The following is a 19,759-nucleotide window of genomic DNA, read 5'->3' on the forward strand; positions in this document are numbered from 1 at the left end:
ACTCCTTCTATGGCATATTAGCTGTCCTCACTTGAGCTAAGCTCTTACCGCATTTTGCAAAATGTTGGTAGGAGTAAACACAAATAAATTGGACTTTGAGATCCTATGTACAAAGTTTTAATCTATATGAAAGATGCTGAAAGTGCTAAGGGCATTAGAGCAGCTATTCAGGAGCATGTTTTAATTTCGAAAGTGACGTTTGCCTCTTGCGAGCAGCAAGCATTTGCTGAAGTCGACCTTGAAGCCCCGGATTTTGCTATTACTGATATTGCATTTTTGCATCAAAGCACACTGCGTGGCATCTGCTTCGTATTTCCCATTATTGTAATTGGTCACTCTGGCGATAGTGCCATTAAGGCTTTTGAGTATCGAGCTTTTGACTTTTTGCTCATGCCCGTGAGTGATGTTCGTTTGGAACTTGCCATAAGGCGGGTTGCTTCCAGTCTTGGCGAGCGCCTGAGAAGACAAAATCCGTCAATCTCAGAAAACTTTTTGCTGGGCAACCAGTCGCAACAACGAGAAAGAAAAAAGCTGGTGATTAAAGAAACCGGACGAATACGACTCATCAATCAGAGTACTATCCGCTATGTAAAAGGAGCGGGTAATTACGTTGAAATTTTTTTGTTAAATGAACGCAAAATTATGCACCGAGCTACCTTGCGCTCCATTGAAAACCAATTGGATCCCGAATTGTTTTGCCGAATTCACAAAAGCACCCTGATCAATATCAGTTTAATTGAAGAGTTGCGACCTAAGCCAAGAGGAGACTACAGTGTGCGACTAATGAGTGGCGAGAATTTGGTACTGAGTCGCAATAACAGAGATAAACTGGCCAGGCTTATAGATTAGCTTCTATTGAATTACTCGATGTTTTGAATGGTAAATCCAACGCCGTGAATGGTTTTTAAAATAGGGAATGGGAATGGTTTATCAATAACCTGGCGGAGTTGATAAATGTGAGAACGCAACAAATTGGGTTCTCTATCCCGGTTGCCCCAAAGATTGTTAAATAATTCTGATTGCGTAACTACTTTGGGGTAAGCCTCTGCCAGAATATCCATAATTTGAAATCCCATACGGGTGCACTTTATATTACAGCTTTCGCGAAATAGTGCGAACGATTGCCGATCTACGGTGAGCGGTCCCAGGGTTATTTTACTGCTTTTGTTTAACTGGGTTCGGCGTGAAAGTGCCAATAACCGCACATTTAGCTCCGCCATGGCAAAAGGCCGGGCCAGATAATCATCCGTACCACTTTGAAATCCACTAAGCAGGTGCTCCAGAGTGTTTTGGGCTGATAACATCAGCACAGGTAATGCTGGGCATATTTGGCTTTTTATTTGTTGGCACAAATCAAGACTATTAGTATCAGGTAAATCTGTATCTAAGATGACAACACTGTAGCTATTATCGGCCAAAAGATTTTTAGCAACACGCGCGGTAGGAGCATAGTCAACACAATGTCCGTTTAATTCCAGGTATTCTGTTATTGATGTCGCGGCTTTAATATCATGTTCAACCAATAAAATACTCATTCCATAGCGCCCTCATTTTAGTAATGAGCACCATACTAAAAGTAAAAATTAGGCTTTTTTAAACCGATGATTTTAATTTTTTACCTCAAAATCCAGCCAGACCTATTGCAATTACATTGAGTATTTTATGTGGTGTAAGCCGAGAACCTTTTCATCGGACATGCGAAAACGGCTGGCATATTTAGCCACCAGATACCCCAAGTTTCTGGCTGCGTTCATTTCCGAATTTATTACACCCTTGCGTTGGGTCTGAATCACAATACCCATCTTACAGCAGAGCGCGTAGGCAGAGTCAGTGCAACTGGGTGGAACATCCGGAGTCACCCACAGCATTCCATGACTAGACGCCAGGGTAATAAGGTGTTGTAAGGTACTAATCTGCTCACTGTGCTGGGTTGTGCCACAGGTAAAGCCTGCCGCTAATTTTCCAACCCAGCGCTGTACTTGCCATTGCTCGTAACTGGCATCAGCAAAAGCCAGCAAATGCTCTGCTGTTGGATGTTCGGACACAGGGCTACCAAATATTATTGCGTCGCATTTTGCTAACTCACTGAAAATCCATTGGCCACAGAATCGGTTATTTGAGAAGTCTTTTTCGGTTAATCGAAAATGTTTAACTCTGGTATTGCCAAAGCCAATGACACCCTCAGCAATCAGGTTTGCAATTTTATGAATTTCACAATTGTTGCAGTAGTAAACAATGCCAATTAGTACCATGATCCTTGCTTCTTAAATTGCAATAGTCGATGTGAACGCTATCACGGATAAAGTGAAAAATATGTGGAATGTCAGTGGGTTATTGACAATGGTTTAGGAGAGCTGCCGGGTCAAAGCAACACAGGCTCTGTTATGTGCGAATATTAGTGAGGCAAAGTATTTGCAGTGGGCATGTTTATTATAGATTAAATGATGAAAAAGCCCCGGCACCAATAGAATTGGCGTGGAAATGTTGCGGATTATAAGCTCAGAGATAATGGCGCACCCGAGAGGATTCGAACCTCTGACTCCGGGGGAGGCCCGCGAAATGTTTTAGTTTGATAGCAAACGATGAAAACTGCATAAATACAATAATTACATAGGGTTACATGGAATTCCCATAAGGCTGATATGCCAATGAAATTGGCATCAATCAATAGCGCTGCACTGGTGAGTTTAGAAAATAGTTGTGCTGACTAGATTGGATTTCTTATACGGGAATCCGTATAAATTTGATTTATACAGATTCGTGTATATAATCATTTTATGCAAAATTTAGTATATTTTGATTTTATACACAAACCCGTATAAGAAACTAATATGAAAATTAATACGCCAAGAGATCTAAGCGCCGCTATCAAGGACAGCAGAAAAGCCAAAGGATGGACTCAGGCCGATTTGGCAAAACGCATCGGCGTATACCAAAGAGATATTTCTAACTGTGAAACCAAGCCTGAAAAAGTCTCGGTCGATATGCTCATCAAACTGTGTGCAGCACTAAACCTGGAGTTTAAGATCAGCAATATCCCCAAGGATGAAGGGACCATAATAACTACTTCACTGTCGAAAAAATCACTGAGATTCTGATGGGACGAAAATCACATACCCGAACGCTCTATTGCTCCATGAACGGGTTTCCTGTGGGTGAGTTGTATTTAAAGAAAGGACGCATGAGCTTTAAGTACGACCCCGACTGGCTAGAAGTCGAGGGAGGCCGCGCCATCTCCCTAAGCCTGCCTATGCAACGAGCTGAAATAACGGGAGAAGCTGTACATGCTTATTTTGATAATTTGCTACCGGATACAAGCGCTATCAGAAAGCATTTGAAAGACCGCTTAGGAGCCGATAGTGCTAAGCCCTTCGATTTGTTAGCCAAGATTGGAAAAGATTGTGTGGGTGCGCTCACATTCACTCAAGCGCCTGCAACAGGAGAAATGCCTCCGCTGTCGCTCATTCCATTATCTGAGGGTGAAGTCGCACAAATTATCAGAGAAACTCGTCTTGAGAAAATGTTAGGTATGAACTCAGATGATGACTTCAGAATTTCTCTTGCTGGAGCGCAGGAAAAGACAGCGCTATCCTTTTGGGAAAGGAGATGGTGCCGACCACATGGCTCAACGCCAACCACGCATATTTTTAAGCCGCCCATTCTTCATCATGAAAGCTTGGGAATTGACTTATCTTCGAGTGTAGACAATGAATGGTTCTGCCAGACGTTTATGAAAAACCTGGGCCTGAATGTAGCAGATTGTGAAATTGCGCAATTTGAAGATCAAAAGGTACTGGTGGTGGAACGCTTTGATCGCAGAATCGAGGAAGGCACTATCTTCCGACTTCCCCAAGAGGATATTTGTCAGGCATTGGGGAAAGTCAGTGGTTCAAAGTATGAGGAAAAAGGTGGTCCGGGTTCTCAGCAGGTTATGGAGCTGTTGTTTGGATCAAAAAACGCGTACGAAGATAGACTCGAATTTATGCGTGTACAAATCGTATTTTGGTTACTTGCTGCGATTGATGGGCATGCAAAGAACTTTAGCATTGCACTGAATCAGGACGGTTATCGGCTCACACCTTATTACGATGTGTTAAGCGCTTACCCCTACTTCGGACAAGGGAACATCCAGGCAAAAAAAATAAAAATGGCAATGAAAGTCCATAGTAAAAATACACACTATAAATGGAGTGAAATTATGCCCAGGCACTGGCCAGAGCACGGCAAGCGGCAAGGAATAGATATGGAGCAAACACTCGGCATATTGGCCTCTTTAGACGAGAAGGTAGAGGAAGCGCTGACCTCCACCCTCAAGCAGGCGAATGCATATTTTGATATCGAGGTTGGGGAGGTCATAACCGAACGCACAATCACTTGTCTGCGCAAAATAACGACTTTTCTAAGAGAATAACAGGTGGCTCTGCTATCTGTTTCCGTAATATATAAGAAGTAATGTATCACCCGAAGAAGTGATGATTTAATTTTTGATTTATTTCCAGTAAGGATGCCTTCAGAGATCGGTCATACGAATATTACTTGCAAAGCTAAGTGTATCTATTTTTTTACACAATTGTTATGACTTAAGCCAATAACGCCTGAGCCTATAAAATCTTGGTTACAATCTGGTCACAGAATAAAAGGTAGTTAAGGGATACTTACCTGGGATGCTTCTACAGAGATGGCGCACCCGAGAGGATTCGAACCTCTGACCTCTGCCTCCGGAGGGCAGCGCTCTATCCAGCTGAGCTACGGGTGCACAAATTTGTAGTAGTGATTGAGATGCACGAGCATCTATTCTAATCCATTTGTTATTAACCATTTAAGGTTTAAACCCTCCATGGTGAGGGCTTTACTTCGGACTCCTGTCCTTCGCCCTGCGGGCTATCCTTCGGATATTCAAAAATATTCCCGATATTTTTGTCGTAGTTTTCAGGCGGCATTCATCCAGCTGAGCTACGGGTGCGTAACCGGGCGCTAATAATACGGATGTCGGGGCTGTCAGGCAACCGCTTTATGGGCTTTACAGAAATAAAACACAATTAGCTGGGCTGATATACCAGTTTCCGGTTGTCGGCAGGTTTTAACTGGCTATAATCGTTACAGTTTATTAATAACGGTTTATAAAAGTCATTGCGGAATTAAAAAATATGAAAACACTGCTTACCCTGATTTTATCCACCTGCATGTTTGTATCTGTTGCACACGGCGCAAAGCAGGAAACTGATGAAGAAATTAAAGAACGCATCAAACCGGTAGGTAGTGTTCACGTTGCAGGTGCGGCTGCTGAATCTGCCGCTGCAGCAGGTCCACGTTCCGGTGCTGATATTTATAATGCCTCCTGTGTTGCCTGTCACGCCAGTGGTGTTTTAGGTGCCCCTAAGAAAGGTGATGCCGCAGCATGGCAAGCCAGGGTTGATGAGAAAGGTTTCGATACTGTTTGGCAAAACGCATTGAACGGTATTGGTGGCATGCCACCCAGAGGTACCTGTGGTGACTGCTCTGATGATGATATCAAAGCCGCTATTGAATTTATGATGGAATAACATTCTGTATGTAATGAATGAAAACGGTAATTTAAGTTCTCGTCCAGGCAAAAATATTAATTCCCTGTGGACGAAAATGAGCAATATTGCATTAAATTCATTCCAAATATTCTAAGAAAAGGTCACCTCAAAGGTGGCCTTTTTGTTAATGATAAGTTATTTTTAGCAACCTCTATTCTGGCGAATAATTATAATTAAATTTTGACAACAAATTGTGATGGAACAAAATAATCAGGCTGGCGAACTGTCTGAGGACGAACTGCGAGAGTTAGTCCCGCAGCTTCAAAAGGTGACAGAGAAGTACAAACGCGCCGAAGCCATTCAAAAAGCGTTATTCGATATTTCTGAACTCTCCAGTTCAGTTAGCGAATTGTCACGCCTGTATTCTGCTGTCCATGACATCATCGCCAGTTTTATGCATGCTCGTAACTTCTATGTCGCATTTTACGACGACAGTGAGAGCATGGTGGATTTCGTTTATTTTGTTGATGAATTTGACGAACTTACCATCAACGAAATACCCGCAGAAAAGTTGAAAGATGGTTTTACTGGCTATGTATTAGAAACCGGCAACCATCTGTTCCTCACCAAAGAAAACTACGATCAAAAAGTCCAGGAAATAGGTATCAGTAAGCTGGGTACCCGCCCCGTAGACTGGATTGGCGTGCCTTTGAAGCGTGGTCAGCGCATTATTGGCGTGATGGCCGTGCAAAGTTATGACGATGCCGTACGCTATACCGAAGATGATCTGGATATTTTACTGTTCGTATCCCAGCACATAGTAACCACAGTGGATCGGGTCAAAAACCGGGAATTGACCGAAAAAACTATTCGCCAGCGCACTAAACAGTTACGCGACATTAACAACGAGTTGCAGGAAGAAATCAAAGAACGCCAGAAAATTGAATCTCTGCAACAGGCTTTATTTGAAATATCAGAGCTTTCCGCCACGATGGAAGGTGATATCCCGGATTTTTACGCCAATCTGCACGATATCCTGGCTCGTCTTATTCATGCTCCCAACCTCTATATCGCCACATTAGATAAAGAACGTAAGTTCTTGCGGTTCCCTTATTTCAGTGACCAAAAAAGTAAAGCGGCTACCCCAAGGCCAATGGGAATGGGCCTGACTGAATATGTGCTCAACCATGGTCATGCCGAACTAATAGACGCTAAACGTGCACAAGAATTGGCCGAACAAGGTTTGCTGTGCGCGGATATTGCTGGGCGTATGTTAGCCAGCAAAAATTCCTGGATAGGTGCGCCATTGATTGTTGATGGTGAAGTCTCTGGTGTTATTGGTATTCAGGCCTACAACGAAGATTATACCTACGGCTTCAAGGATTTGGAGCTGTTGCGCTTTGTTTCCCATCATATTGCGGTGGCATTAGAGCGCAAGAAAGCGGCCGAAGCGATTTACGCTTATAACAATGAGTTGTCCTCCAGGGTTAAAGAGCGTACGCAGGAGTTGGATGAAACCAACGCCCACCTGAAGAAGCAAATAGAAGAGCGTAAGCAAATCGAATTAAAACTAATCCACGATGCTCATCATGATGCATTGACTGGGTTACCGAATCGGGCCATGTTCCTCAACCGCCTGGAGTTGGCGCTGGCCAATAAGCAGCGCTTCCCTGAGAACAAATTTGCGTTGTTATTTATCGATTTGGATCGCTTTAAGCTAATCAACGATACCCTGGGTCATCACGCCGGTGACTGCTTCTTAATCGAAGTGAGTTTGCGGGTCGATCAGTGCATTCGTGGTCATGATTTGCTGGCCCGACTGGGTGGTGATGAGTTCGTAATACTATTAGATAACTTTGACGATGATGAAGACGTTGAAGAGGTTTCGCAGCGAATTCTTGAGACTTTGAGTAAGCCGTTTTCTCTGGATGGCTCTGAAATGTATTCCGGCGGTAGTATTGGTATTGCTTACGTGGAAAGCTGGTATCAGAGTGCCGATGAGATCATTCGCGATGCTGACTCAGCCATGTACCAAGCCAAATCGTTGGGACGTGGTCGCTATGTCATGTTTGATCAAAGTATGCGGGAAAAGCTGCTGGAAGAGCTGGAGCTGGAAAATGACTTCCGCCGTACTTTGAAATTAAAAGCGTTTGATTGTCACTACCAACCTGTGATTCATCTGGGTAGTGAAGAAACCATCTATCACGAGTGTTATGTGCGCTGGGTACACCCCACTATCGGCAGCGTGAAAAAAGACCAGTTTGTACGTATTATCGAGCATAGCGGTATGACCATGGAAATGGACAACTTTATGCTGGAAAAGGCCTGTCAGATATTATCTGAACAAGAAGATGTCCCTTTTGTATCTGCCAATGACAAAGTGGCTATTAATCTTTCAGGCAATCACCTGATGCAGGCTTCTTTGGTTAATCAGCTGATTGAACGGGTAATGTCATCCGGTATTTCACCGGAACGACTGGTGATCGAAATTGATGAAACCCTGTTAAATCGCAAGTCTCAGCAGGTATTGCAATCTATTAAGATGCTGAAAAAAGCCGGAGTGACTCTGGTGTTGGACAACTTCGGTAATGGCCTGGCCTCACTGAATTACCTTTGTTCGTATCCATTCGATTACGTGAAGTTTGATCGCAAGTTTGTGCGCTCATTACCGGGTTCAGAGCAAAACCTGAAGCTAATTCAATCTGTACAGCAGATTTCTCAACACTTCGGCTTTCAACTCATTGCCGAGGGTATTGAAAACGCGGCACAATGCGAGGCGTTAGTCAGTATCGGTTGTGAATTGGGTCAGGGCTCGTTTTTGACTGAGGTCCAGAAAAAGGTTGCGAGCGGAAACGCTCCCGATCAGGATCAAAAAAAAATCGAAAATGAGCAAAAAGTCATTCCATTGACTGCTTGAGCAAGATTAACGCAACATATTGCGCAAATTCGCTATCCCAACTTCCCCTTTTTTCTGTTTTTCTTCCTTACTGGCAGAAGGTTTTTTGGTTTCCCAAACCACATCGTCTACCGGCAACTCATCCAGAAAACGGCTTGACTCCGGAAAGTTAACTTCACCAAATTGACGTCGCTCTTTTGCTAATGAGAATATTAATTCTTTTTGAGCGCGGGTAATGCCAACGTAGGCGAGACGCCGTTCTTCCTCGACATTGTCTTCATCGATACTGCTTTGATGGGGTAATAATCCCTCTTCCATACCCACCATAAAGACATAGGGGAATTCCAGACCTTTTGATGCGTGCAGCGTCATTAACTGCACTGCGTCACTGGCATCTTCCTCTTCATTTTTCTCCATCATATCCCGCAGAATCAGTCGATTAACCACTTCTACCAGGCTCATGGGTGGCTCGGTTTCTGAACCTTCCAGCATGCCCTGAACCCAGCCGTACAGGGTACTGATATTGGCTAAAGTCATTTCTGCGGCTTTTGGAGATGCACTGGTTTCGTACACCCATTCTTCGTATTTGGCACCTTTGATCAGATCCCGCAGAGCAGCATTAGTATCACCCCGCTGGGCATTATCTGCCAGTTCGACTATCCATCGACCAAATCCCTGAACTGCTGCCAGTGATTTGCCGCTTAAAACCTGCGGTAGTTGCGGCGAAAGCGATGCTTCAAACAGCGAAACTTTGAGTTGGTTCGCCAGGTTACCCAGCTTTTCCAGTGTGGCGCGGCCAATTCCTCGGGTTGGCGTATTGATTACGCGTAACATTGCTGTGTCGTCATCGTGATTTACCAGCAGTCGCAGATAGGCCATGATGTCTTTAATTTCTGCCCTACCGAAAAACGACATACCACCACTGATCTTATAGGGGATACGGTTGAGCATCAGGGATTTTTCAAAAGGCCGGGACTGATGATTACCTCGATATAAAATGGCGTAATCTTTGTAGTTAGTGCCATTCATAAATTTGTGGGACATCAGTTCTGCCACAACTCGCTCTACTTCGTGATCTTCGTTTTTACATTGTATAACCCGTAATTCTTCACCGTAACTCAGTTCTGAGAATAATCGTTTCTCAAACTCATGGGGATTGTTTTGGATCAGTATATTGGCGCAATGCAGAATACGACCAGAGGAGCGATAGTTTTGCTCCAGCATGATTACTCTTAGGTTAGGGTAGTGCTCTTTCAGCAAAATCAGGTTTTGCGGTTTGGCACCGCGCCAGGAATAGATTGACTGATCATCATCTCCCACCACGGTAAATCTGGCTCGTTCTCCCACCAGTAAGCGTACCAATTCGTACTGACTGGTATTGGTGTCCTGATACTCATCTACCAACATGTAGCGGATTTTGTTCTGCCACTTTTGTCGAATCTTTTCGTTTTGTTGTAAAAGCAGGGTGGGCAATAAGATCAGATCATCAAAATCCAGGGCATTGTAGGCCTGTAAGTGCTCCTGGTAGCGCAGGTAAAAGTGCGCAAACTCCTTTTCGCCAGTAGAACTGACCTGATTTAACAATTGTTGCGGTGTGATGAGGTCGTTTTTCCAGTTAGAAATACAACTTTGCAGCAAAGACAGCTGTTCCTTGTCACCATCTATGGTGTCTTCGGTGAGATCTTTAAGCAATGCCAAAGTATCTTTATCGTCGAATAAGGAAAATCCGGGTTTGATATTCAGTGCTTTGGTTTCAGATTTAATGATACTCAGACCCAGGGTGTGAAAGGTGGATACTTTTAGACCACGGGCTTCGGTTTTGCCCAGGGTTTGGCCCACCCGCTCTTTCATTTCTCTGGCTGCCTTGTTGGTAAAGGTTACTGCGGCAATATAGCGCGCAGGCACATCGCACTCTCTCACCAGGTAGGCAATTTTATTGGTAATAACTCGTGTTTTACCACTACCCGCACCAGCTAACACCAGGCAGGGGCCGGAAATATATTTTACTGCATCATCTTGCTGCGGATTGAGTCTCATTGCTTAAACTTCTCAAGCTGGTAACTGGGAAAATCAGGGCGGCTGATTTTACACGAGTCGAAAAAAATAATCTGTGCAAAGCGATACAAAAAGTTGAGATACACGGAAAATGCCCCCACACTGTGCTTAACAAAATTATCGACTCAGGACATTATCATTATGGTACTCGATCCAAAAAAACTGGAAGAAATTGCCAATAAAGTGGTGGACAGTATTCCGCCGGGTGTAAAACAGATGGCAGAAGGGGTAGATGCCAAGGTAAAACAAGCCCTGCAGCACCAGTTGAGTCGACTGGACTTTGTGTCCAGAGAAGAGTTTGATGTGCAAACCTCCGTTTTACAACGCACCCGCGAAAAATTGATAGCTTTGGAAGCTCGAATGGAAGAGCTGGAAAAAGCCAACTCAGCCAGCGCGAAAATCGAAAAAAGCGCCGATTAAGCCTGTTGCGCTTCGGTATGAGCAAATCCGAAGCGCTCCCGATAGTTTTTCGGGGACAGCTGAGTATGGCTGTTAAATAACTTGCGAAAAGAGGCCACATCCTCATAGCCCACCTTTAACACTATCTGCTCTATGGGCAGATTAGTCGATTCCAGGTAGTGTTTGGCCTTTTCTACTCTGATCTTCTGCAGGTAATTCAGCGGTGTTTCGTTGCAGGCATTTTTAAAGCGCCGGATTAAAGTGCGCTTAGTCACGGCAAACTGTTCACAGATTGCATCCAGAGAAAACGGCTCGGCGTAATGTTTCATCATCCAGGCCTGAATGCTTTCTACCAATGCGTCGTGTTTATTGATGATAAACGCGGTATCAATAAAAGGCTGCTGCGACAATCGTTGTTTGTCCAGTAACAGTAATTTTGACATTTGCGTGGCGAAGATATCGTTGGTGAGCTTTTCCAGCAGCGCCATGCAAACACTAAAGTAAGACGTGGTGGCGCCTCCGGTAATGATGTTGCCATGAACAACCACCAGTTCATCCATTTTTAATTGCACATCGGGAAAGTGTTCGCTAAACAGGTTCTTCATCCACCAGACCGTGGTGGCGGGAATATCATTAAGAACTCCTGTTCTTGCAAGGCCAAAAGTGCCGGTGCAATAACTGGCAATGAGCTTTCCTTGTTGGTGTTCCTGCCGAATAACCTCTGTTACACAATGGCAGCTATTGAGATAGGCCTCCATGTGAGCACGGTTGTGGGCGAAAATAGAAACCAGGAATACTGCATCACCCGGCGTATATTCCCGGATGTTTTTCGCCTTAATCGACATGCCGGCAGCATTGGTTAACTCTTCGCCCTCGGTGCTGTATATCTGGCATCGAAACAACTGTTCTTCACAGTCCGGATGCAGATAGCGCCAAAAGATATTACAAAACTCCATAAAGTCCACAATGCCTGTCAGGCTGGAAAAGACGCAGTTGGGCGTGGCAATAATATTGATGGTCTTCATGGGACTCTCCGCATTAGCAATTATAAGCATTAAAGGCTTATGGTGGCAATAAAGGCTCTTTAATTGTCATTATTGCCACTTATGCAGATTATTGCAAGTGGTTAAAATTAACTCAACTTAATGAGGAGAAGCAAAATGAAACGCATGTTCAGGTTACCCGTTGTTATTGTGACACTATTGATTGGTTGGGGATTGATGATCTGGATGCAGTGGACTCAGCATCTGGAAACCAGCTTCAATTTGATTGGTATGCCATTTATGATGTTACTGATGGGCTTTTTAGCGGTATTAGCTGCGCAGGAATCTGACGGAAGCAGTGACTGATGACGGCTATACCCAAATCACCTCAAGATACTGAAAGCTAGCATCTTGAGGTGATTTGGGTATACAGGTTTTGAGCACACAGCCTTTGGCTTGAATAAGCCAAAGGCTATTTCCGTTGGTCAGAACACGCCGTTTAAATCAGACAGAAAAAACTTGTAGGCCGGATTTTCACTTTGATCTTCATAGTGATAGCCCAGTTTTTCCAGATGTTGATTAAACAAGGAGGCTTCATCGTCCGGAATATCAAAACCCGCCAGCACCATGCCTTCAGCCGCGCCATGGTTGCGATAATGAAACAGGGTAATATTCCATTGTTCACCCAGAGTAGTTAAAAAGTTAAGCAAGGCGCCGGGGTGCTCCGGAAACTCAAAGGAGTAGAGCTTTTCGGTTAGCAAAGTGGGAGGTCTGCCACCCACCATATATCTGACATGTAATTTGGCAATTTCATTGTCAGACATATCAAACCATTTGTAGCCCTGATTATCTAACTTGCTGGTGATCTCACGGTATTCTTCCTTGCCACGACGCAATTTAATGCCCACAAATATATGAGCTGTGTCACCGGAGGAATAGCGGTAGTTAAATTCGGTTATGGCCTGTTTACCCAGAATATCGCAAAACTCTTTAAAGGCGCCTTTGCGCTCGGGAATACGCACCGCAAAAACAGCTTCTTTTTGCTCACCCAGTTCGCAGCGTTCTGATACATAGCGCAGTGTGTGAAAATTAATATTGGCACCACACAAGATACCGGCAAGCTTTTGGTCTTTAATATTATTTTTAAGAACGTACTTTCTTATACCAGCAACAGATAACGCTCCCGCGGGTTCTGCAATAACCCGGGTGTCTTCAAAAATCTCTTTAATAGCAGCACAGATTTCGTCGCTGTTAACCGTGATAACTTCGTCCACCAGACGTTGACATAACCGAAAGGTTTCCGTGCCCATGGTTTTTACGGCTACACCATCGGCAAAAATCCCCACAGAGGGCAAGGTAACCGGTTTGCCCGCTGCCAGAGCGGATTTAAAACAGGCTGAGTCTTCTGCTTCAACAGCGACTATTTTGACCTCGGGTTTTAATTGTTTGATAAAAACCGCAATACCTGCTGCCAAACCACCACCGCCAACGGCGATAAAAAGGGTATCCAGGTTGGGATTTTGCTCCAACAATTCCCGGGCGATGGTGCCCTGACCGGCAATCACATCGGGCGTGTCAAACGGTGGGATCATGGTATAGCCATATTCCGCCGCTAACCGTTTCGCTTCATCGCTGGCAGCATCAAAGCTGGTTCCGTGCAAAATAATGTTTACCCAGTCGCCGCCAAAGGAGCGCACCGCCTCGATTTTAATATCAGGCGTGGTTTCAGGCATCACGATAGTGGCCCGGATCTTTTTCTTAAAAGCAGAGTAGGCAACCCCCTGAGCATGATTACCCGCCGATGCGGCGATAACACCTTTTTGCAACGCTTCATCGCTCAAGTGAGTAATGCAGTTGTAGGCACCTCTGAGTTTAAAGGATTTTACCGGTTGTTGATCTTCGCGCTTTAACCAGACTTCATTGCCCATCGCCTGAGACAGGCGCTGCATGTACTGTAGCTCAGTATTTTTAGCGACATCGTATACCGGTGATAATAAGACTTTTTTCAGGTATTCACTGTCCGATACCTGCTCTGAATCACTCATACCTTTAATCCTTCAGCTTAGAGATGTCTCTCACTGCGCCCTTGTCGGCACTGGTGGCCAACATAGCAAAGACTTTCAATGCATTTGAGACTGTACGTTCTCTATTGATTGGACGCCATGGGTTGGCAGAATTGTCCATCGCCGTTCGACGTTGCTGTAATTCTGCCTCGCTCAGATCGACATTGATGGTTCGGTTGGGAATATCAATAATGATGGTATCCCCTTCCTCTACCAGGCCGATACCGCCACCGCTGGCTGCCTCTGGGGAACAATGTCCGATAGATAGTCCAGAAGTACCACCAGAAAAACGTCCATCGGTGATCAGCGCACAAGACTTGCCCAAGCCTTTTGATTTTAGATAAGAGGTGGGGTAAAGCATTTCCTGCATACCCGGGCCACCCTTAGGACCTTCGTAACGAATAATAACGGCATCACCGGCCACCACTTCGTCATTTAAGATGGCTTCTACTGCCGCATCCTGACTTTCATAAATTCGCGCCCGACCTGTGAACTTCCAGATGGATTCATCCACACCGGCGGTTTTCACTATACAACCGTCTTCAGCAATGTTACCGAATAACACTGCCAGTCCACCTTCCTGGCTGTAGGCGTGTTCGATGCTTCGGATACAACCGTTCTCACGGTCTGTGTCTGGTTCCGGGTAACGGCAACTCTGACTAAAAGCCTGAGTAGTACGTATTCCTGCTGGACCTGCAGAATAGAAAGTGAGTGCTTGCTCATTTTGTTTATTGGTTATATCCCAGTTGGCGATTACTTCGCCAATAGTACCGCCTAAAACGTGGTGAGCACCGGAATGCAACAATCCTCCGCGCTCCAGTTCTGCCAGGATTGCCAATACGCCACCGGCGCGATGCACGTCTTCCATGTGGTACTTATTCGTAGCTGGAGCGACTTTAGATAAATGTGGGATTTTACGGGACAAGCGATCGATATCGGCCATGGTAAAGGGGATTTCACCTTCCTGGGCCGCTGCCAACAAATGCAAAATGGTATTAGTGGAGCCACCCATGGCAATGTCCAGGCTCATGGCATTTTCAAAGGCGTTAAAATTAGCAATATTACGCGGCAACATGTTGTCGTTGTCCTGCTCGTAATAGGCTTTACACATAGCCACAATTTGCTTGCCCGCCTGAATAAACAGTTTTTCACGATCAGCATGTGTTGCCAGTAACGAGCCATTGCCCGGTAAGGATAAACCCAGGGCCTCGGTCAGGCAGTTCATGGAGTTGGCGGTAAACATACCGGAGCAAGAGCCACAGGTGGGACAGGCCGAGCGCTCTATTTGAGCGGTGTCTTCGTCAGATACCTTGTCGTCTGCCGCTGCTACCATGGCATCCACCAGGTCTAGCTTAATGATCTGGTCGGAAAGCTTGGTTTTTCCGGCTTCCATTGGACCGCCGGAAACAAAAATTGTCGGGATATTCAAGCGCATAGCCGCGTTCAGCATCCCGGGAGTGATTTTGTCGCAGTTGGAAATACACACAATGGCGTCGGCACAATGGGCGTTAACCATGTACTCCACTGAGTCTGAGATGAGGTCACGGGAAGGCAGGCTATACAACATGCCGCCGTGTCCCATCGCAATGCCGTCGTCCACCGCGATAGTGTTGAACTCTTTGGCAACACCTCCGGCTTCTTCGACTGCTCTGGCAACCAGTTGTCCCAAATCTTTGAGGTGCACATGGCCAGGCACAAATTGAGTGAAGGAGTTGGCAATCGCAATAATGGGTTTGCCGAAATCATTATCCTTCATCCCTGTTGCCCGCCAGAGTGCTCTGGCGCCGGCCATGTTTCTACCGTGAGTGGTGGTTGCTGAACGCAGTCGTTTTGGCATTTTTACTACCTATATCAATTTGTTAATTTAAGAATATTTATTCTACTGGTGTTAACCAGCCCCACTTATCTTCAGTTTTTCCATTGAAAAGACCAAAAAAAGCGTCTTGTACTTTTTCGGTGATTGGGCCACGGCCACCGTTACCTACCGGAATGCCGTCAACACTGCGTACTGGCGTAACTTCTGCGGCGGTGCCACACATCAGTACTTCATCAGCCAGGTAGAGCGATTCGCGTGGAATGTTCTCTTCGCGCACTTCGTAGCCCATTTCGCGCAATAACGTCATAACCGTGTCACGGGTAATACCGGGCAAAATCGCAGCAGTTTTAGGTGTGGTGGCTACCACGCCGTTGCGGATCACAAACAGGTTTTCACCGGCACCTTCACTGACATAGCCGTTTACGTCCAGTGCAATACCTTCGCCGTAGCCGTGACGACGGGCTTCCATCGAGATCAGCTGCGAAGACATATAGTTACCACCGGCTTTGGCACCTGTGGGCATGGTATTGGCTGCCAGACGGTTCCAGGAAGAAACACCGGCATCAACCCCGTTTTTCAGGGCTTCATCACCCAGGTAAGCACCCCATGGGAATGCGGCAATGGCCAGGTCAACTTCCGTACCGAACGGTACCTGCAGGCCCATACCGATATCACCATAAAAGGCGATAGGACGAATATAAGCCGATTTCAGTTCATTCTTTCTCAGAATAGCTAATGTCGCTTCGTTAATGTCATCCTGAGTGTAAGGGATTGTCATGCGATACACTTTGGCAGAATCGAACAAACGACGGGTGTGTTCCTGCATTCTGAACACACAGGGTCCTTTGTCTGGCGTATCATAAGCGCGCACACCTTCAAAGACTGAAGAGCCGTAGTGGATGGCGTGAGTTAATACGTGAACCGTGGCTTTTTCCCAAGGGATAATTTCACCGTTAAACCAAATGTGATCTGCAAGTTTTTTAGACATTGTTATTTCCTAGTTTATGCCGTCGCCTGGAGCGGCATCTCATGTTGAATAGTTAAGCGAGCCAGATCATACAACTTATTCAGTTGGCTGGTTAGTATGTTAATGGATTGTTGGCCAGAAACTTTTAACTGAACTGTCAACTTATCCTGTCCTTCGGGCTCCATCTGCATACTTTCAAGCTGAAATTGGCGATAGCGCACCACCTGAAGGACACGTTCTAATACTGCGGGTTGATTGTGTAATTGCAGTTCAATTTGATATTGCATGGTGTTCCTCCATCATGTTGTGGTTTGCGGTATTGGGCGGCACGATTGGCCAGACATTTTCCTGAGAGCTCAATCTCACATGTAATAAACAGGGGGATTCAGACTGTAAAAACCAGTCCAGTTTTGCTTCGACATCGGCAACGCAGTCCAATACATCGGCCTCTAATCCAAAGGCCAGGGCTACTTTGGAAAACTCCGGATTGTCCGACAGATTGGTTTCACTGTAGCGCTCTTCGTTAAACAGTTCCTGCCATTGTTTCACCATGCCTAAGCGCTGATTATCCATTACCAGAATTTTCACCGGAATGCGGTAGCGGTTTAAGGTGGCTAACTCCTGAATATTCATCATAAAGGAGCCATCGCCACACACAGCCACCACATTCTTTTGTGGGTTTTCCAACTGCGCACCGATGGCGGCTGGTAAGCCAAATCCCATGGTGCCCAAACCACCGCTGCTCAGGTGGCTGGTTGGTGAGGAAAACTGCACGTGTTGCGCTACCCACATCTGATGCTGACCTACATCACAGCACACGATATCACTGTGATTTAGTTTGTTACTCAGCATACGCAGTAATTTAGGGCCGGAAATTTGCTGTTCCTGTGGACTAAACTGGTAGCTTTGCTGATGTTTTTGCTGCAGCTGTTCACATCTGGTTTGCCAGTCCGCGAATTGCAATTCGCGGCTTAATTTGGGTAACACCTGTTTGATGTCCGCTTTAATGGCTGCATCAGCAGCGCGGCGTTTACCTATTTCCGCGGCATCAATATCGATATGGATAAGTTTCGCATTCGGTGCAAATTCACTCAGCTTACCCGTGGCTCTGTCATCCAGACGCGCTCCGGCAACCAGCAATAAATCGGCTTCCTGAACCGCATAATTAGCCGGTGGCAGGCCGTGCATTCCTAACATGCCCAGATTCAGAGCATAATCTTTGTCTACCGTGCCCAGGCCTTTTAAGGTGGAAACGGCGGGCATACCCGTGTCTTGCAAAAATTCATTCAAAGCCTGTTGAGCGTGACCCATCACGACACCGCCACCTACATAAAGCACCGGCTGTTGACTGGATTTTAATAACTGATTCGCGATGGCGATAGATTGTAAGTTGTTGTTATCCAGCTCGTTTATAGAAGAATTAAAATTCTCTTTACCTGGTTTGGATACTGTTTCCGGCTGCGCATTTAGTTCAGCCAGAAAAACGTCTTTGGGTATATCCACTAATACCGGACCCGGTCTGCCTTCGATGGTCAGATCCCAGGCGGATTGCAAAATTTCCGGTAATTGCTCAATGCGTTCGACTACAAAACTGTGTTTGGTGATGCTCAGGGATAAACCCAGAACATCCACTTCCTGAAAGGCATCGCTGCCCATGGCGCTGGTGGGTACCTGGCCGGTTAATACCAGCAGGGGCACAGAATCTAACTTGGCGTCAGCGACTGCCGTTAACAGGTTGGTGGCACCGGGGCCTGATGTGCCGATGCAAACAGCGGTTTGGTTACTGCTTCGGGCCTGGCCGATGGCGGCAAATGCCGCGCCTTGTTCATGCCGGGTAAGGTAGTGGCTCACCGGAGAATCCAGCATGGCATCGTAAAGCGGCATGACCGCTCCACCGGGATAACCAAAAACCCGTTGACAAGCTTGTTTCTCTAAAAACGCCAATATGTATTCTGCACCATTCATAACATTTACTTTTTCAGTGGCCCTAAAACGAAAAAAACCCCCGGACTTTCGTGCGGGGGTTTTGCTAAATTCGGTATTTTCGAAAACCTATAGCCGACCCCGCAGCGAGTTAATAATCACCACGACCACGACAATGAGGCTGTTCAGAACAGTCTGCATTTTGCCTGGGTTAATGGTAAGAGTTGGGATCATTAGTCTTCTGTTTTTGGGATGCCGGGGCATCGGTTTTCGTCACTTTTTATACAATTACCATAGCGGCAGATTTTATCGCAAGCTTTATTTTTATAATTTTTGCATTAGTCTGTGGGCATAAATGAATAACGAGAGCAGAAATTGAATAGTTGGTTATATTGGGTGGACCTGGCTGGAGTCGCGGTATTTGCCATCTCCGGCACCTTAATGGCCTTCAGAAAGAGCATGGATGGCTTTGGCGTTTTAGTACTGGCAGCGGTTACCGCCATTGGTGGTGGTACCTTGCGGGACATGATCCTGAACGTGCCGGTTTACTGGTTAACGGACAAGAATTTCTTTCTGGTAATTCTGGCTGCTGCGCTGTCCACCATGATGCTGTTGCGCATTACCCACTGGTTTCCCATGCGCTACCTGTTGCTGGCTGATGCCATCGGACTGGCATTTTTCAACATGATGGGCCTGCAAAAGGCACTCGCTTACGGTACCACGCCTTTTGTGGCGGTGTTTATGGGCGTGATGACCGGCGTATTCGGTGGGTTGATTCGGGATGTGATTTGCCGGGAAATCCCGCTGGTGCTGCGCGGTGAACTCTATGCCATGACCTGTGTCGCAGGTGGTCTGGTTTACATTGCCACTGAAACTTTTTTCCACAATATCCACCTGGCCATGCTGCTTTGTGTGGTAACTACCTTGCTACTTAGGGTAGCCGCCATTCACTGGCACTGGCACTTCTGGGTGTTTAAAGCCGGCGACCATCCCATGATGCGGGATTCGGATAAGTAAGCGTTACAAGGTCCTGGCGGCTAAAACGCTTAAACACCAGGCTAAAACCTCAACGCCAGGGCTATACTGTATTTCATAATATGAAATGTGGTGTTGTTAATAATTCAATATCCGCAATATAGGGCGTTTGATATTA

17 protein-coding genes and 1 tRNA gene are annotated in these 19,759 nt (G+C 45.8%); 8 read left to right on the forward strand and 10 right to left on the reverse strand.

What is annotated here, in order from left to right; genetic code table 11:
• Positions 1-105 precede the first annotated feature (105 nt).
• Entirely contained in the window at positions 106-849 is a 744-nt protein-coding gene (locus ACXAD8_RS16245; protein WP_475230843.1) for a LytR/AlgR family response regulator transcription factor, read from the forward strand.
• Positions 850-860: 11 nt separating this feature from the next.
• Here ACXAD8_RS16245 and ACXAD8_RS16250 read toward each other — a convergent pair whose 3' ends face one another.
• Positions 861-1,535: a response regulator transcription factor gene (locus ACXAD8_RS16250; protein ID WP_475230845.1), complete on the reverse strand. Its 675-nt coding sequence runs from the start codon at positions 1,533-1,535 to the stop codon at positions 861-863.
• Between the two features lie 111 nt (positions 1,536-1,646).
• A complete protein-coding gene (locus ACXAD8_RS16255; protein ID WP_475230847.1) occupies positions 1,647-2,252 on the reverse strand; it encodes a flavodoxin family protein in 606 nt (201 codons plus the stop codon).
• A 579-nt stretch (positions 2,253-2,831) separates the two neighbouring features.
• Here ACXAD8_RS16255 and ACXAD8_RS16260 point away from each other — a divergent pair.
• Positions 2,832-3,098: a helix-turn-helix domain-containing protein gene (locus ACXAD8_RS16260; protein WP_475230849.1), complete on the forward strand. Its 267-nt coding sequence runs from the start codon at positions 2,832-2,834 to the stop codon at positions 3,096-3,098.
• Positions 3,098-4,411 carry a type II toxin-antitoxin system HipA family toxin gene (locus ACXAD8_RS16265; protein ID WP_475230851.1) on the forward strand — a complete coding sequence of 438 codons (1,314 nt, stop codon included), beginning with the start codon at positions 3,098-3,100 and terminating at the stop codon, positions 4,409-4,411. The genes ACXAD8_RS16260 and ACXAD8_RS16265 overlap by 1 nt, the downstream gene beginning before the upstream one ends.
• 268 nt (positions 4,412-4,679) lie before the next feature.
• On the opposite strand, the gene ACXAD8_RS16270 is transcribed toward ACXAD8_RS16265, so the two are convergent.
• Positions 4,680-4,756: transfer RNA gene (locus tag ACXAD8_RS16270), tRNA-Arg, on the reverse strand.
• A 391-nt stretch (positions 4,757-5,147) separates the two neighbouring features.
• Between ACXAD8_RS16270 and ACXAD8_RS16275 the strand changes: the two genes are divergently transcribed.
• Both ACXAD8_RS16275 and ACXAD8_RS16280 read left to right on the forward strand, forming a co-directional pair.
• On the forward strand, positions 5,148-5,543 hold the full coding sequence (locus ACXAD8_RS16275) for a c-type cytochrome (RefSeq protein WP_475230853.1): 396 nt from the start codon (positions 5,148-5,150) through the stop codon (positions 5,541-5,543).
• 217 nt (positions 5,544-5,760) lie between these two features.
• Positions 5,761-8,421, forward strand: a complete 2,661-nt coding sequence (locus ACXAD8_RS16280; RefSeq protein WP_475230855.1) for a bifunctional diguanylate cyclase/phosphodiesterase — start codon at positions 5,761-5,763, stop codon at positions 8,419-8,421.
• Between the two features lie 6 nt (positions 8,422-8,427).
• On the opposite strand, the gene rep is transcribed toward ACXAD8_RS16280, so the two are convergent.
• Positions 8,428-10,437, reverse strand: a complete 2,010-nt coding sequence (rep, locus tag ACXAD8_RS16285; protein WP_475230857.1) for a DNA helicase Rep — start codon at positions 10,435-10,437, stop codon at positions 8,428-8,430.
• Positions 10,438-10,596: 159 nt separating this feature from the next.
• On the opposite strand from rep, the gene ubiK reads away from it, so the two are divergent.
• Entirely contained in the window at positions 10,597-10,875 is a 279-nt protein-coding gene (gene ubiK / locus ACXAD8_RS16290) for a ubiquinone biosynthesis accessory factor UbiK (RefSeq protein ID WP_475230859.1), read from the forward strand.
• Here ubiK and ACXAD8_RS16295 read toward each other — a convergent pair.
• Positions 10,872-11,879, reverse strand: a complete 1,008-nt coding sequence (locus tag ACXAD8_RS16295; RefSeq protein ID WP_475230861.1) for a GlxA family transcriptional regulator — start codon at positions 11,877-11,879, stop codon at positions 10,872-10,874. The two genes, ubiK and ACXAD8_RS16295, sit on opposite strands and share 4 nt — an antisense overlap.
• A gap of 135 nt (positions 11,880-12,014) precedes the next feature.
• On the opposite strand from ACXAD8_RS16295, the gene ACXAD8_RS16300 reads away from it, so the two are divergent.
• On the forward strand, positions 12,015-12,203 hold the full coding sequence (locus ACXAD8_RS16300) for a hypothetical protein (protein ID WP_473020844.1): 189 nt from the start codon (positions 12,015-12,017) through the stop codon (positions 12,201-12,203).
• Between the two features lie 119 nt (positions 12,204-12,322).
• Here ACXAD8_RS16300 and ilvA read toward each other — a convergent pair whose 3' ends face one another.
• From ilvA to ilvG, 5 genes are read right to left on the reverse strand one after another with little or no spacing between them, the layout of a single operon-like run.
• Positions 12,323-13,882 (reverse strand): threonine ammonia-lyase, biosynthetic, encoded by a 1,560-nt coding sequence (gene ilvA, locus ACXAD8_RS16305; RefSeq protein ID WP_475230863.1) that lies wholly within the window; start codon positions 13,880-13,882, stop codon positions 12,323-12,325.
• A 4-nt stretch (positions 13,883-13,886) separates the two neighbouring features.
• Positions 13,887-15,737, reverse strand: coding sequence for a dihydroxy-acid dehydratase (ilvD, locus tag ACXAD8_RS16310; protein WP_475230865.1), 1,851 nt, complete (start codon positions 15,735-15,737; stop codon positions 13,887-13,889).
• 37 nt (positions 15,738-15,774) lie between these two features.
• Complete coding sequence (locus ACXAD8_RS16315; protein WP_475230867.1) at positions 15,775-16,704, reverse strand: branched-chain amino acid transaminase; 930 nt, start codon at positions 16,702-16,704, stop codon at positions 15,775-15,777.
• Positions 16,705-16,718: 14 nt separating this feature from the next.
• Positions 16,719-16,970 carry an acetolactate synthase 2 small subunit gene (gene ilvM / locus ACXAD8_RS16320; protein ID WP_475230869.1) on the reverse strand — a complete coding sequence of 84 codons (252 nt, stop codon included), beginning with the start codon at positions 16,968-16,970 and terminating at the stop codon, positions 16,719-16,721.
• Entirely contained in the window at positions 16,954-18,648 is a 1,695-nt protein-coding gene (ilvG, locus tag ACXAD8_RS16325) for an acetolactate synthase 2 catalytic subunit (RefSeq protein ID WP_475230871.1), read from the reverse strand. Before ilvG ends, ilvM begins: the two co-directional genes overlap by 17 nt.
• Positions 18,649-18,981: 333 nt before the next feature.
• On the opposite strand from ilvG, the gene ACXAD8_RS16330 reads away from it, so the two are divergent.
• A complete protein-coding gene (locus tag ACXAD8_RS16330; RefSeq protein ID WP_475230873.1) occupies positions 18,982-19,623 on the forward strand; it encodes a trimeric intracellular cation channel family protein in 642 nt (213 codons plus the stop codon).
• Positions 19,624-19,759: the final 136 nt, after the last annotated feature.

This window comes from Planctobacterium sp. AWH2_060 (genome assembly GCF_056158425.1).

Coding starts and splice junctions, on each gene's coding strand:
- ACXAD8_RS16275 (WP_475230853.1), top strand. CDS start 5,148: ATGAAAACACTGCTTACCCTGATTTTATCCACCTGCATGTTTGTATCT.
- ACXAD8_RS16295 (WP_475230861.1), bottom strand. CDS start 11,879: ATGAAGACCATCAATATTATTGCCACGCCCAACTGCGTCTTTTCCAGC.
- ilvD (WP_475230865.1), bottom strand. CDS start 15,737: ATGCCAAAACGACTGCGTTCAGCAACCACCACTCACGGTAGAAACATG.
- ACXAD8_RS16250 (WP_475230845.1), bottom strand. CDS start 1,535: ATGAGTATTTTATTGGTTGAACATGATATTAAAGCCGCGACATCAATA.
- ACXAD8_RS16300 (WP_473020844.1), top strand. CDS start 12,015: ATGAAACGCATGTTCAGGTTACCCGTTGTTATTGTGACACTATTGATT.
- ACXAD8_RS16255 (WP_475230847.1), bottom strand. CDS start 2,252: ATGGTACTAATTGGCATTGTTTACTACTGCAACAATTGTGAAATTCAT.
- ACXAD8_RS16280 (WP_475230855.1), top strand. CDS start 5,761: ATGGAACAAAATAATCAGGCTGGCGAACTGTCTGAGGACGAACTGCGA.
- ACXAD8_RS16260 (WP_475230849.1), top strand. CDS start 2,832: ATGAAAATTAATACGCCAAGAGATCTAAGCGCCGCTATCAAGGACAGC.
- rep (WP_475230857.1), bottom strand. CDS start 10,437: ATGAGACTCAATCCGCAGCAAGATGATGCAGTAAAATATATTTCCGGC.
- ilvM (WP_475230869.1), bottom strand. CDS start 16,970: ATGCAATATCAAATTGAACTGCAATTACACAATCAACCCGCAGTATTA.
- ACXAD8_RS16265 (WP_475230851.1), top strand. CDS start 3,098: ATGGGACGAAAATCACATACCCGAACGCTCTATTGCTCCATGAACGGG.
- ilvG (WP_475230871.1), bottom strand. CDS start 18,648: ATGAATGGTGCAGAATACATATTGGCGTTTTTAGAGAAACAAGCTTGT.
- ACXAD8_RS16315 (WP_475230867.1), bottom strand. CDS start 16,704: ATGTCTAAAAAACTTGCAGATCACATTTGGTTTAACGGTGAAATTATC.
- ilvA (WP_475230863.1), bottom strand. CDS start 13,882: ATGAGTGATTCAGAGCAGGTATCGGACAGTGAATACCTGAAAAAAGTC.
- ACXAD8_RS16245 (WP_475230843.1), top strand. CDS start 106: ATGTACAAAGTTTTAATCTATATGAAAGATGCTGAAAGTGCTAAGGGC.
- ubiK (WP_475230859.1), top strand. CDS start 10,597: ATGGTACTCGATCCAAAAAAACTGGAAGAAATTGCCAATAAAGTGGTG.